This is a genomic window from Pseudomonas sp. Leaf48 (genome assembly GCF_001421885.1).
Taxonomy (GTDB): domain Bacteria; phylum Pseudomonadota; class Gammaproteobacteria; order Pseudomonadales; family Pseudomonadaceae; genus Aquipseudomonas.
Map to the genome: position 1 here is coordinate 32,948 of NZ_LMLH01000031.1, position 13,666 is coordinate 46,613.

Sequence of the window (13,666 nt, forward strand, 5' to 3'; positions counted from 1 at the left end):
CCCATCCCCCCGCAGCCACGATCATGGACTGCACTCCGCCAGCGCACCCTGCGTGGTCGGCGGTTTATTCCTGACCTCAGCTAATGGCATAACAACAATGACGGCTCAAGTTCAGTCTCAGACCCACTACGACGTGATCGTCGTTGGTTCGGGCGCAGGTGCGATGACTTCGGCGGTGTTCCTCGCCGACCAGGGTATGCGTGTGCTGGTAGTGGAGAAAAGCAACCAGTACGGTGGCACCTCGGCAATCTCCGGGGGCGGTATCTGGATCCCCAATAATCACTATTTCGCTCGCCAGCGAGGCAACGACAGCTACGTCACGGCGCTGACCTATCTCAAAGCCGCGGCAGGCGAACATGTCGATGAAACGCGACTGCGTGCCTACCTGGACAATGCGCCGAAGATGATCGAACAGCTCACCCGTATCAGCCGGGTGCGCTACGCGGTGGCGGCGAAATACCCTGATTATTATCCGCACCTGCCAGGGGCTCTGCCCGGTGGGCGGACCCTCGACCCGGAGATGTTCGACACCAGCCTGTTGGGTGAAGAACTGGAGAATCTGCGCAAACCGTCACCTTCAACCCTGCTGATGGGGCGCATTGCCTGGACCGCGCGCGATGCGCACAAGGCCATGGCCCGCAGTTTTGGCTGGCGCCTGCTGATCATGAAGCTGATGCTGCGCTACAAACTGGACTTCAAATGGCGACGCAAGAGCAAGATGGATCGCCGCGCATCCCTGGGCAGTTCGCTGGTGGCCTCGTTGCGCCGCTCGCTCATGGACCGCGACGTGCCGCTTTGGCTAAACACCGATTTTTGCGGCCTGATTACCGACAACGAACGGATCAGCGGCGTCACCGTGCGGCGTGACGGCGTCGAGCTGCAACTGCATGCACGTTTTGGGGTGATCCTGGCCTGCGGAGGCTTCGAACAAAACCAGATCCTGCGCGACCAGTACCTGCCCAAGCCGACCCGCAAGGCCTGGAGCGCAACGCCTCCCGGCAACAACACCGGCGCAGCCCTGGAAGCCGGCATGGCCCAGGGCGCGGCCACCGCGTTGATGGATTGGGCCTGGTGGGCGCCGACCATTGCCGTGCCGGGAGAAGACAAGCCCCGGGGGATTTTTGCCGAGCGCGCGTTCCCCGGCGCCATCGTGGTCAACGGCCTGGGCCAACGCTTTGTCAACGAAGCGGCGCCGTACCTGGAATTCGTCGATGCGATGCACCAGGACAACCAGAAAACCGGCGGAAAATCGGTGCCGGCCTGGGTGATCTTCGACGCGCATTTCCGTTTCAACTACGCCATGGGCCCGCTGATGCCGGGCCAGGTCATGCCCGACAGCCGCCTGCGCAAAGAATGGCTCAACAACCTGTATTGGAAAGCCGACACCCTGGTCGGCCTGGCCAGGGAGATCGGCGTCGACAGTGCTGGCCTGGAAGCCACCGTCAACAAGGTCAACGGCTACGCCGAGAGCGGCGTGGACCTCGACTTCGCTCGTGGTGGCAACGTCTTCGATCGCTATTACGGCGACTGCAACATCAAGCCCAATCCTTGCCTGGCGCCCTTGAAAAAAGGGCCGTACTACGCCATGCGCCTGGACGCCGGGGACATCGGCACCAAGGGCGGCCTGTTGACCAACGAAAATGCCCAAGTGGTGCGCGATGACGGCTCGACCATCGCCGGCCTGTACGCCATCGGCAACTGCTCGGCATCGGTGATGGGCACTAGCTATCCGGGGGCAGGTGGCACCCTGGGGCCGGCGATGACCTTCGGTTATGTCGCCGCCAATCACCTGGCCAGCCAGCGATAGGAGGGTATATGTCAATGTCCGATAACCTTCCCGGCACCGAAGTGCTGCCGCCCTTGCAAGTGGCCCATGGCAACAGCCTGACCTGGGACGAACAATGCGATGTGCTGGTCGTCGGCTGGGGCGCAGCAGGTGCCTGCGGCGCGCTGGAAGCCCGGGCCCATGGCGCCGACGTTCTGATCGCCGACCGCTTCACCGGCGGCGGCGCCAGCGCCAAGAGTGGCGGAGTAGTGTACGCCGGTGGCGGCACGCGCCATCAGCAGGCAGCGGGTTTCAACGACAGCCCCGAAGCCATGTTCGATTACCTCAAACACGAAACCCGGGGCGTGGTCAGCGACGATACCCTGTGGCGCTTCTGTGCCGATAGCGTGAGCAACCTGCAGTGGCTGGAAAGCCACGGCGCGCCTTACGCCCACCAGATGCCACCGGGTGGGGGCAAGACCTCATATCCGCCCGACGGCTACTTCCTCTATTACTCGGGTAACGAACTGGTGCCTGACCACGGCGGTACCTTGCCGCCTGCACCACGAGGGCATCGCACCGTGGGCAAGGGACAGGGCGGCGCGGTGCTGTTTGCCCACCTCAAGGCAGCGTGCCTGAAGGCCGGAGCGAAGACGCTGTTGCAGGCGGCAGCGCGACGACTGGTGATCGACTCCCAGGGGCGGGTATTGGGTGCCGAGTTTTGGTGTATGCCCGAAGGTAGCAAGCAAGCGCAGTTGCATGCACGACTGGCCGCCCGTGCCGAACGATTGCAGAACTTCGCCCCTGGCTATTGCAACAAATTGCGCAAGAAGGTCTGCCAACTCGAACGGGATTTCGCTGAGCCACGTCGGGTGCGGGCGCGCCATGGGGTGATCCTGAGTACCGGTGGTTTCATCTTCAATCGCCAGTTGCTCGAACAGCACGCGCCGAAGTTTCGGCGCAATTTCAAGGTCGGTGCCACCGGTTGCGATGGCAGCGGGTTGCGCCTGGGTGCCAGTGTCGGCGGCCAGGGGGCGGGACTTGAGCGGGTATCGGCCTGGCGCTTCATCAACCCGCCGTACAGTTGGCACAAAGGCATTGTGGTCAATCGCGAGGGGCGGCGCTTCTGCAACGAAGAAGTCTACGGCGCCACCCTCGGTCAGCCGTTGATGGAGGAGCAGGGTGGCAAGGCTTGGCTGGTGCTGGATGCGCCGTTGCGCAAGAAGGCGATCCGCGAAGCGCTGTTCGGCGGCTACTGGTGGTTCCAGAGTTTTCCGGCCCTGGCGCTGATGCTGTTCAAAGTGCGCAAGGGCAAGAGCCTGAGTGAGTTGGCCGAAGCGACGTGCATGGACCCCGCCGTATTGCGTGCCTCGGTGCTGGCTGCCAACGCCGCTGCCCGTGGTGAGGCACCAGAGCCGTTCGGCAAATCCGAAGGCGGGCGCCAAGTATTGGAACAGGGGCCTTTCTATGCCTGCGATATCTCCGTGACCAACCCGGTATTCCCCCTGGGAGCCCTGACTCTTGGCGGTTTGCGCGTGGATGAACGCAGCGGTGCGGTGCTGGATCAGCAAGGCCAGGCGATCGCTGGTCTGTACGCGGCCGGGCGCAGCGCTCTGGGGATTCCTTCGCACCTGTACATCAGTGGCCTGTCCCTGGCCGACTGCGTGTTCTCCGGCCGTCGAGCCGGTGCCGCCGTCGCCCGCTCGCACAACCAGCAACCGCACACAACCCCCGCTTGGGAGGCAACATGATGAACCTCGATCAAACCAGCAAGAACGGACGGGTTAACGGTAAGGTCGCACTGGTCACCGGCGGCGCCAAGGGCATCGGCGCCGCCAGCGTGCGCCTGCTGGTGGCCGAGGGTGCCCAGGTGCTGATCAGCGACCTGGACGTCGAGGCAGGCCAGGCCCTGGCGGCTGAAACCGGGCCCGCGGCAGCCTTTATTCGCCACGACGTCAGCAGTGAAGATCAGTGGCGCCAGGTTATCGACCATGTGCGCGAGTGCTACGGTCGCCTGGATATCCTGGTCAACAACGCCGGCATCCTGATCGCCGGCTCGATCGAAGAAACCAGTCTGGCTGATTGGCACAAGGTGATGCAGGTGAACGCCGACAGCGTGTTCCTGGGCTGCCGCGAAGGCATCGCGTTGATGAAGGACAGCGGTGGCTCGATCATCAACCTGTCGTCCATCGCAGCCCTGGCCGGGCGCGACGATTACCTCGCCTACAGCGCCTCCAAGGGCGCAGTGGCGGCGTTGTCGCGTTCGGTGGCGGTGATGTGCAGGCGGCGCAAGTACCGCATCCGTTGCAACACCCTGCACCCCGACGGCGTACTCACCGACATGACCCGCGGCGGCTTCCCCGAGGGTGTCGACCCTAACCGCCTGACCATCGACAGCGACCCGATGAACCGCATGTGCCGACCCGAGGATGTGGCGGCCAGCGTGTTGTTCCTGGCCAGCGACGAGGCCCGGGCGATCAATGGGGTCGAGTTGCGTATTGATAGTGGGCAGATGGTGATGAGTATCTAGCGGCTCCTGAAACCGTCTTCTGATGTTCACCCTGTAGGCGCAGCCTGCGGCAGCTCTACAGGGGATCGCAAGACCTGCAGAAATCCCTGTGGGAGCGAGCTCGGCAGACGAGCGTCTAGTACCCCTCGAACTGCGCGGTGCGTTTGTCGATAAACGCCTGCATACCTTCCTTCTGGTCTCGTGACGCGAACAGCAATGCATTGGCCTTGCGCTCCAGGGCCAGGCCGGCTTCGAGCGGGGCGTCCATGCCGGCCAGGATCACTTCCTTGATCTGCTCGGCGGCCAGCGCCGGCATCGCCGCGATGACGCGCGCCAGCTCAAGGGCGTGCGCCTGAACCTGGTCATCGTCCACCAGGTCGCTGACGAGGCCGGCGACCCAGGCCTCTTCGGCGCTGATCGGTTGCCCGGTGAGCGCCATGCGCATCGCCTTGACCTTTCCCACCGCCCGCACCAGCCGTTGGGTGCCGCCGATGCCGGGCATGATGCCGATGCGGATTTCCGGTTGGCAGAAGCGCGCGCTGCGCCCGGCAACGATCAGGTCGGCATGCATCGCCAGTTCGCAACCGCCGCCGTAGGCGTACCCGCAGACGGCCGCGATCACCGGTTTCGGACAGTGCTGGATCGGCCCCCAGACCCGTTCGGTGTGGCGCTTGTAGATATCGATGGCGCCGACACCGGCCATGCTGTTGATGTCCCCACCGGCGGCGAACACCTTGTCACCGCCCGTCAGCACGATGCAGCGCACTTCGGGATCAATCGCCAACTCACTGAAATGCTGCGATAGCAGCGCCTGCAGTTCCAGGCTCAAGGCATTGGTCGCCTGCGGGCGATTGAGCCGCAGCAGGGCCACGCCGGGCAGTGGGCGTTCGAGCAGAACCGGTGCAGCGGATGAGTCGGACATGGGCAACCTCAAAGACCAGACAAGGTGTGAATGGCCGCCAGTGTCCTGTTCGCGAGGTTGAATTTTCATCGTCCGTTCAGACGTAGTTTGCCCCGCGGTTCGTCCCTAGAGTGACCCTTGTCAGTAGAGAAAGGAGCACATGATGGAGCTGCATTCGGGTCTTGATTACAGCGGCAAGGTGGTGCTGGTCACCGGTGGCACCAAGGGCATCGGCGCCGGTATCGCACGGGGGTTCCTCGCCGCCAACGCGAGGGTGATCGTCTGTGCCCGGCGCGAGCCTGAGCAGGTGCCGACTCTGGGTGGCAAGCGTGCGAGCTTCATTGCCACCGACGTGCGCGACCACGATTCCCTGCAACGCCTGTTCGCCACGATCGAGCGCGACTTCGGGCGCCTCGACGTGGTGATCAACAACGCTGGCGGCAGCCCGTCCGCCGACGCAGCCACGGCCTCTGCGCGGTTTCACGAAAGTATCATCGGGCTGAATCTGATCGCGCCGCTCAACGTCGCCCAGCACGCCAACCGGCTGATGCAGGCACAGGCCCAAGGCGGTTGCATCGTCTTTATTGGCAGCATCAGCGCCCTGCGTTCCTCCCCAGGCACCGCCGCTTATGGCGCGGCCAAGGCCGGAGTGGTGGCGCTGGTGCAGTCGCTGGCGGTGGAGTGGGGGCCCAAGGTGCGGGTGGTCACGGTCAGCCCGGGGCTGGTGATGACCGAGCAGGCCCATCTGCACTACGGCTCCGAGGCCGGTATCGCCGCCGTCGCTGCCGGCATTCCAGCTGGCCGCATGGCCGCGGCCGAAGACATTGCCAACGCCTGCCTCTACATCGCATCGCCGCTGGCTGGCTACGCCAGCGGTTGCAACCTGTTGCTGCATGGCGGTGGTGAACGCCCGGCATTTCTCGGCGCCGCACAGGTGCTGCCCACCTGATCGACCTATTGCGGCGACCGGGTTCGGTGGCCGCCTTCAATGTGAAGGAGACGACTTTGGCTGATCCACAATTGCTATCCAATGTGCGCGCCCTGGTGGGGCGCCAGTACGGCCGCGTGTACGCCTGGGACGAGGTCAATGCCCCGATGATTCGCCAGTGGTGCGAAGTCATGGGCGTGGACAACCCGCTGTACACCGACGCGGAATTTGCCCTGGGCACCCGGCACGAGGGTCTGATCGCACCACCTGCGATGCTGCAGGTGTGGACCATGGAGGGCCTGCACGCCAACAACTATCCGCCTGGCTCCACCGACGAGAACCCGTACGAGGTGCTCAAGGAAATGGAAGCCTACGGTTATGCCTCCACCGTGGCGGTGAACTCCGAGCTGACCTTCACCCGTCCGCTGCGCATAGGCGAAAAGCTCTACTACACCACGCGCCTGGATTCGGTGGGCGATGAGAAAACCACCGCCTTGGGCACCGGCTTTTTCGTCACTCTGGTGATGAGCCACTTCGTCGAAAAAGCGGGCGGCGACGAGCCGGTGGGCGAGTTGCTTTTTCGCGTATTCAAGTTCCGTGCGGCCAATGCCCAGGCGCCAGCCAAGGCTGAGTCGGCGCCGGTCAAGGCCAAGCGTCCGCTGCCGGGAATCAGTGATGACACCCGCTTCTTCTGGGAAGGTTGCGACAAGGGCCAGTTGCTGATTCAGCGATGCAGCGCCTGCCAGACCCTGCGCCATCCACCGGCGCCGGTGTGTATCGAATGCCACAGCTTCGACTGGGACACCCTGCAAGCCAGTGGCCGCGCCACCTTGTATTCGTTCGTGGTGATGCACTACCCCGAAGTGCCGCCGTTCGATTACCCCAACCCGATCGGCCTGATCGAACTGGAAGAGGGCGTGCGCCTGATCGCAGGCCTGGTCGGGATCGAGCGTGAGCAGTTGCAGATCGGCCAGCATTTGCAGGTCGAGTTCCAGACCTTCGATGACCAGATGACCCTGCCGCTGTTCCGGCCGGTAGAGGCATAGGAGCCACCATGGATTTCGAATTGAGCGAAGACCAGCGCGCCATTGCGCAAATGGCCGACGGATTGTTTGTCGACCATTGCCATGACGACTACATGCGCCAGTGGGATACCAGCGGCGAACCGATGATGACGCCGCTGTGGGCACTGTGTATCGAGACGGGGCTGCATGCCCTGGCGATTCCCGAAGAACACGGTGGCAGCGGTCTGGGCATGACCGAACTGATGCTGGTGCTGCAAGCCCAGGGCAAGGCCCTGGCCCAGGTGCCGTTGTGGCGTCATCAATTGGCGGCCGCGACCCTGGCCCGTTTCGGTGCTGGCGACAGTGCAGGGTGGGTGGCCAAAGCGGCGTCCGGCGAGGCACTGCTGAGCCTGTCTATCGATGGCTTGAGCAGTGCGCTGGGCATCGAGTTGAAAGCCCGTCCCTGTGCCGAGGGCTGGTCGATCAATGGCCGCGTCGCGGCCCTGGCGTTGGGCGACCAGTCCCGGGCCGCGCTGGTATTGGCAGAGGTCGACGGTCAGCCGCGCTTGCTGCTGCTCGACTTGTCGGCGCCCGAGGTAAAGCGCGTGTCGGCGGTACTGACCCACGGCGAGGCAGTGACCGACCTGCACATCCAGGGTTTAACGGTAGACGCCGCGGCACTGTTGCCGGCCGAGGCCGTCGCCTGGCTGGAACTGCGCAGCGTGGCGGCATTGGCAGCCTTGCAACTGGGCGTCAGCGAAGAGCAGATCCGCCGCACCGTGGCCTATGTCAGCGAGCGCCGGCAATTCGAACGCGTCATCGGCAGCTTCCAGGCGGTGCAGATGACCATGGCCGATACCCATATCGCCGTCGAAGCCTTGCGCACCACGCTGTGGCAACTGGCCTACCGCATCGATGCTGGCTTGCCGGCACCCAGTGAAGCACTGGCCACGGCCTGGCTGGCCTGTGAAGCGGGGCACCGCATTGGCCATGTCGCACAGCACGTGCATGGCGGCATCGGAGTTGACCTGACGTATCCGATACACCGTTTTCTCTACTGGAGTCGCGGCCTGTCCCTTGCCCTGGGTGGCTCGGCGGCAAACCTCGAACGCCTGGGCGACTGGCTCAACGATAACGACAAGCTGGGATGGAAATATGACCTCGAAGAACACCAAGCGCTTTGAAGACGTGCGCCCCGGCGAAGCACTGCCGGAGCTTGCGGTGCCGATTACGGTGACCCTGATCAACGGTGGCGCGATTGCCACTCGTGATTACTTCCCCGGGCACCACGACGCCGAGGCGGCCCGTGCCCTGGGCTCGCCCCACGTGTTCATGAACATCCTCACCACCAACGGGCTGGTGCAGCGGTTTGTCGAACAGTGGGCCGGACCGCTGGCGCAGTTCAGCGCGCTGAAAATCAAGCTCGGTGCGCCAAATTATCCCGGCGACTGCATGACCTTCAACGGCAGCGTCAGCGCGCTCGACGCCGATACCCGCACGGTGGAAATCACCTTGAGCGGCAAAAATTCCATGGGCAACCACGTGACCGGTACGGTCGCGTTGGTCCTGCCCTGACAGCCGGAGAAACACAGATGACTGATTCATCGATTTCCGGGCGTGCCGCGATCGTTGGTCTGGGCGCGACCGAATTTTCCAAGAACTCCGGACGCACCGAATTGCGCCTGGCCCTGGAGGCCACCTTGAGTGCGCTCAAGGATGCCGGCATTGATCCAACCGAGGTCGAGGGCTTTAGCTCTTACTCGGTGGACAAGGTCCCGGAGTACGAAATTGCCCGTTTGCTCGGTTGCAAAGACGTGAAGTTTTTCTCGCAAGTGCCCCACGGCGGCGGTGCGGCCTGTGGACCGGTGATGCACGCGGCCATGGCAGTAGCCACCGGGATGGCGAAAGTGGTGGTGGTCTATCGCGCCATGAATGAGCGTTCCTGGTATCGCTTCGGGACAGGTGCCTACGGTTTCGCTTCGACGCCGACCTTCGACAACGTCAACTACGGCTGGTACATGCCCCACGGTTTCCATACACCGGCGGCCTGGGTCGGGATGTTCGCCCAGCGTTACATGCACACCTATGGCGCCACCAGCGAAGACTTCGGCCGGGTGGCGGTGGCGGCTCGCGATTTTGCCGCAACCAATCCCCAGGCATTTTTCCACGGCAAGCCGATCACCCTGGAAGAACACCAGTCCTCGCGCTGGATCTGCGAACCGCTGCACCTGCTCGATTGCTGTCAGGAATCCGATGGCGCGGTGGCGATGGTCATCACCTCGGCCGAGCGTGCCCGTGACCTGCGGCAGAAACCGGTGACCATCAAGGCCGGATCCCAAGGCATCAGTCACGGCCAACAGAGCATGACCTCGTTCTACCGCGAAGACATCACCGGGCTGCCGGAAATGGGCGTGGTCGCTCGCGAACTGTATCGCCAGTCGGGCCTGGGGCCGGACGCGTTCCAGACCGCCGTGATCTACGACCACTTCACCCCGTTTGTATTGCCGCAACTGGAAGAGTTCGGCTTCGTCAAGCGCGGTGAAGCCAAGGAGTTCATCCGCGCCGGGCACCACGCCCGTGGCGGCAAACTGCCGATCAACACCCACGGTGGGCAACTGGGCGAAGCCTATATCCACGGTATGAACGGCATCGCCGAAGCGGTGCGCCAGGTGCGTGGCACGGCGGTCAACCAGGTGGCGGATGTGCAGAACGTGCTGGTTACCGCCGGCACCGGTGTACCCACCAGCGGCCTGATTCTCGGCGCAGCCTAAGGAGCAGCAGATGTTCGTCGACCTCACTCCCGAACAACATGCCCTGCGCCACAAGGTGCGGGACTATTTCCAGGCACTGATGACCCCGGACATGCGCGATCAGTTGCGCGGCAAGGAAGGCGGTGAGCTGTTTCGCCAGACCATCCGCCAGATGGGACGCGACGGCTGGCTCGCGGTTGGCTGGCCCAAGGCCCATGGCGGCCAGGGTTACGCGGCCACCGAGCAGTTGATCTTCTTCGAAGAAGCCAACATCGCCGGGGCACCACTGCCGTTCGTGACCATCAGCACCGTAGGCCCGGCGTTGATGGCCCACGGCAGCGAGCTGCAGAAAGAACGCTTTCTGCCTGGCATCGCCGCAGGCGAGATCATGTTTGCCATCGGCTACTCGGAGCCGGATGCCGGCAGTGACCTTGCGGTGTTGAAAACAAGCGCCCGCCAGGACGACGAAGGCTTCCTGGTCAATGGCAACAAACTGTGGACCTCGGGCGCCGAATCGGCCGATTTCGTCTGGCTGGCGGCTCGTACTGATCCGACCCAGGCGCGGCACAAGGGTATCTCGCTGCTGATCGTCGATACCACGACGCCGGGCTTCTCCCACACCCTGATTCACACCGTCGGCAATCCGACGGCGGCCACTTACTACGACAACGTGCGGGTGCCCAACGAGATGCTGGTGGGTGAGTTGCACGGTGGCTGGAAGCTGATCACATCGCAACTGAACCACGAGCGCCTCGGCCTCGGCACCTGGTCGGACAAGGTTGTGGCGCTGTTTCGTCGGGTCTACCTATGGGCGCGGGCCCGCGATGAACAAGGCCGCCGGGCGATGGATAAAGCCTGGGTGCGCAGCTCGCTGGCCGAGTGTTATGCACGCCTGGAAGCGATGCGCCTGATCAACATGCGCATCGCTGCCGATCTTGAGCTCGACCGCATGAGCGTCGCGCTGAGTTCGACCACCAAGGTATTCGGCTCGGAGTCGGCCATCGAGATCCTGCGCAAGCTGGCGGCAATCGTCGGTGCCAATGGTTCGATGCGCAGCGGTTCGGCGGCAACGCTGTTGCAGGGTGACCTGGAGTATGAACTGCGCTCTGCCACGACCCTGACCTTTGGTGGCGGCACCAATGAAATCCAGCGCGAACTGATCGCCCAGTTTGGCCTCGGCATGCCGCGTACTCAACGCTGACGCTGGTCCATCAACAACAAGAACCGTACTCGCCCCGGTACCGGGGCGGGTCGAAGGGGACTTTCATGAGCACTATCGAGCAATTTCGCCAGGACACCCGTGCCTGGCTGGAGGCCAACTGCCCGCTGTCGATGCGCAGCGGCATGGCTGAAGGCGATGTGGTGTGGGGCGGCCAGAACCCGCAATTTCCCAATGCGGATGCACGCCTGTGGTTCGAGCGCATGCGCGACAAGCGCTGGTTCTGCCCCGAGTGGCCCGAGCAATATGGGGGCGCCGGCTTGAGTGACGAACAACTGGCGGTGCTGGAAAGCGAGATGCGCCGCATCAAGTGTCGGCCACCGCAGATCAACCTCGGCATCTGGATGCTTGGGCCGGTGCTGCTGGCTTACGGCAGCGAACAGCAGAAACGTGATCTGTTGCCGCCGATTGCCCGCGGTGAAGTTCGCTGGTGCCAAGGCTTCTCCGAGCCGAACGCCGGTTCCGACCTGGCCAGCCTGAAAATGGCCGCACGTGATGCCGGCGATCATTTCGTGGTGGATGGCAGCAAGATCTGGACCTCCTACGGCGACAAATCCGACTGGATGTATGCCCTGGTGCGCACTGACTTCAGCGCGCCGAAACACGAAGGCATAAGCCTGATCGTGCTGGACATGCGCAGTCCCGGCGTCAAGCCGCAGCCGATCGATCTGATCAGCGGCAAATCGGCGTTTTGCCAGGTGTTCTTTGACAGCGTGAAAGTACCCAAGAACCAGTTGATCGGACCGTTGAACGGTGGCTGGAACCTGGCCAAGTACCTGTTGCAACACGAACGCAAGGCGATGTCGAAATTCGGCGAGTTCAGCCTGCCGTCGCACTTCAACCTGCTGGCGCTGATGCGCGAGTACGTGCCGACCCCCCAGACCCGGGGCGAACACGCCCTGCAGGCGCGGGCCACGGCGTGCGCGATGAACGAGCAAGCCTACAACCTGACCGTGCAACGCATGGGAGAAGAGGCGCGGGCCGGCGATGACATCGGCGGCCTGATGTCGATCATGAAGCTGGTGCATACCGAGCAGGAGCGCGACAAGTTCGAAGTGCTGCTCGATGCCATGGCCGGGCATGCTTTCGGTTGGGAGAGCGCGGCATTCAGCGAACAACAACTGGCGGTGACCCGTTCCTGGTTGAACAGCTATGCGCTGACCATTTCCGGCGGGTCCTCGGAAGTCCAGTTGAACGTCATCGCCAAGCGCGTGCTGGGCTTGCCAGACGCTAAAAAAGGAGTCACCCCATGAGCCTGCGTTACAACGATGAGCAGCGTTTGCTGGCCGACAGCGCCCGGGATTTTCTCGCCGCCCGCAGCCCGGTGAGTGCCCAGCGTCGGCTGCGCGATGAAGCGGTGGCCCCGGGCTTCGATGCGCAGTTGTGGCGGGACGCGGTCGATCTGGGCTGGAGTGCGATTCCGTTTCCCGAAGACTTCGGGGGCCTGGATTTCGGTTGCAAGGGCCTTGGGCCGATCTTTGAATCCATGGGCCGCAACCTGTCCGCCACGCCGCTGTTGTCCAGCGTGGTGCTGGGTGGTTCGCTGCTCCACCTGGCTGGCAACTCGGCGCAACAGACGCACTGGCTGCAAGCGGTGATCGGTGGTGAACAACGCCTGGCCCTGGCGGTGGACGAACAGTCGCGCCATGACCCGAGCCGCATTGCCCTTGTGGCCGAGGCCGAGGGGCAGGGCTATCGCTTGCACGGCGACAAGTTCTGGGTGGTCGACGGCCTCGGTGCCGATGCCTTTGTGGTAGCAGCGCGCACGTCCGGGCAACCGGGTGATACGCAAGGCATCAGTCTGTTCCTGGTACCGGCCGATACGCAGGGCCTGACGGTCAGCGCCTTGCCGCTGATCGATTCGCGCAACAGTGCACGCTTGCAACTGGACCAGGTGCAATTGGGCAACGAAGCGCTGCTTGGCACTCTGGGCGAGGGCTGGACCGCGCTGGAAACCGCACTGGACCGTGGTCGCACCTGCCTGGCGGCGGAGCTGTTGGGGATGGCGGAGCAACTGTTCGAAACCACTCTGGAGTACCTAAAGACCCGCGTGCAGTTCGACACGCCGATTGGCACCTTCCAGGTCCTGCAACATCGCGCCGCGCAAATGTACATCGACCTGGCGCTGAGTCGCAGCACCCTGATGGCCGCGCTGGCGACCCTGGATGACACCAGCATCGACGTCGCGGCACGCGGTCGAACGGTCAGCCTGGCGAAATGGAAAACCGGCGATACGGCAATCAAGGTGGCCAACGAAGCCGTGCAGATGCACGGCGGCATCGGCGTCACCGACGAGCTGGATGTCGGCCTGTACCTCAAGCGCGTGCGCGTGGCGCAGAGCTGCCTGGGTGACCGGGATTTCCATTGCGAACGCTATTCGGCCCACGCGTAAACCCTTGTGGGAACGGGCTTGCTCGCGAAAGCGGAGTGTCAGGCAACGAGGCTGTTGAATGTGCCGGCGCCTTCGCGAGCAAGCCCGCTCCCACAAGAATTTCTGGTGTACCCAGCTTATGAGCACGACGCACCACCCTGTGGGAGCGGGCTTGCCCGCGATGGCGGAGTGTCAGGCGCCCACTCCCACAGGTCTTTC

The 13,666-nt window shown here is 63.6% G+C and carries 12 protein-coding genes; 11 read left to right on the top strand and 1 reads right to left on the bottom strand.

All coding sequences use genetic code 11. From position 1 onward, the window contains the following. Window positions 1–97: 97 nt before the first annotated feature. The 3 genes from ASE98_RS22075 to ASE98_RS22085 are packed head-to-tail and all read left to right on the top strand — an operon-like array spanning window position 98 to window position 4,295. On the top strand, window positions 98–1,807 hold the full coding sequence (locus ASE98_RS22075) for an FAD-binding protein (RefSeq protein WP_060543433.1): 1,710 nt from the start codon (window positions 98–100) through the stop codon (window positions 1,805–1,807). Window positions 1,808–1,815: 8 nt separating this feature from the next. Beyond that, the gene (locus tag ASE98_RS22080) at window positions 1,816–3,516 is read left to right on the top strand and encodes an FAD-binding protein (protein WP_060543434.1); all 1,701 of its coding nucleotides are present in this window, start codon (window positions 1,816–1,818) and stop codon (window positions 3,514–3,516) included. Beyond that, on the top strand, window positions 3,513–4,295 hold the full coding sequence (locus ASE98_RS22085; RefSeq protein WP_060543435.1) for an SDR family oxidoreductase: 783 nt from the start codon (window positions 3,513–3,515) through the stop codon (window positions 4,293–4,295). The genes ASE98_RS22080 and ASE98_RS22085 overlap by 4 nt, the downstream gene beginning before the upstream one ends. 115 nt (window positions 4,296–4,410) lie before the next feature. On the opposite strand, the gene ASE98_RS22090 is transcribed toward ASE98_RS22085, so the two are convergent. After that, window positions 4,411–5,196 carry an enoyl-CoA hydratase gene (locus ASE98_RS22090; protein WP_060543436.1) on the bottom strand — a complete coding sequence of 262 codons (786 nt, stop codon included), beginning with the start codon at window positions 5,194–5,196 and terminating at the stop codon, window positions 4,411–4,413. Window positions 5,197–5,338: 142 nt separating this feature from the next. Here ASE98_RS22090 and ASE98_RS22095 point away from each other — a divergent pair, with 142 nt between their 5' ends. The 8 genes from ASE98_RS22095 (at window position 5,339) to ASE98_RS22130 (ending at window position 13,468) form a co-directional block, all read left to right on the top strand. Continuing rightward, entirely contained in the window at window positions 5,339–6,124 is a 786-nt protein-coding gene (locus tag ASE98_RS22095) for an SDR family oxidoreductase (RefSeq protein WP_060543437.1), read from the top strand. A 56-nt stretch (window positions 6,125–6,180) separates the two neighbouring features. Further along, window positions 6,181–7,149: a bifunctional MaoC family dehydratase N-terminal/OB-fold nucleic acid binding domain-containing protein gene (locus tag ASE98_RS22100; protein WP_060543438.1), complete on the top strand. Its 969-nt coding sequence runs from the start codon at window positions 6,181–6,183 to the stop codon at window positions 7,147–7,149. Between the two features lie 8 nt (window positions 7,150–7,157). After that, complete coding sequence (locus ASE98_RS22105; protein WP_060543439.1) at window positions 7,158–8,291, top strand: acyl-CoA dehydrogenase family protein; 1,134 nt, start codon at window positions 7,158–7,160, stop codon at window positions 8,289–8,291. Then, on the top strand, window positions 8,263–8,682 hold the full coding sequence (locus tag ASE98_RS22110; RefSeq protein ID WP_060543440.1) for a MaoC family dehydratase: 420 nt from the start codon (window positions 8,263–8,265) through the stop codon (window positions 8,680–8,682). Before ASE98_RS22105 ends, ASE98_RS22110 begins: the two co-directional genes overlap by 29 nt. Before the next feature lie 17 nt (window positions 8,683–8,699). Next, window positions 8,700–9,878: a lipid-transfer protein gene (locus tag ASE98_RS22115; RefSeq protein ID WP_060543441.1), complete on the top strand. Its 1,179-nt coding sequence runs from the start codon at window positions 8,700–8,702 to the stop codon at window positions 9,876–9,878. A gap of 10 nt (window positions 9,879–9,888) precedes the next feature. Then, a complete protein-coding gene (locus ASE98_RS22120) occupies window positions 9,889–11,058 on the top strand; it encodes an acyl-CoA dehydrogenase family protein (RefSeq protein WP_060543442.1) in 1,170 nt (389 codons plus the stop codon). 65 nt (window positions 11,059–11,123) lie between these two features. Beyond that, window positions 11,124–12,329 (top strand): acyl-CoA dehydrogenase family protein, encoded by a 1,206-nt coding sequence (locus ASE98_RS22125; RefSeq protein WP_060543443.1) that lies wholly within the window; start codon window positions 11,124–11,126, stop codon window positions 12,327–12,329. Then, a complete protein-coding gene (locus ASE98_RS22130) occupies window positions 12,326–13,468 on the top strand; it encodes an acyl-CoA dehydrogenase family protein (RefSeq protein ID WP_060543444.1) in 1,143 nt (380 codons plus the stop codon). Before ASE98_RS22125 ends, ASE98_RS22130 begins: the two co-directional genes overlap by 4 nt. Window positions 13,469–13,666: the final 198 nt, after the last annotated feature.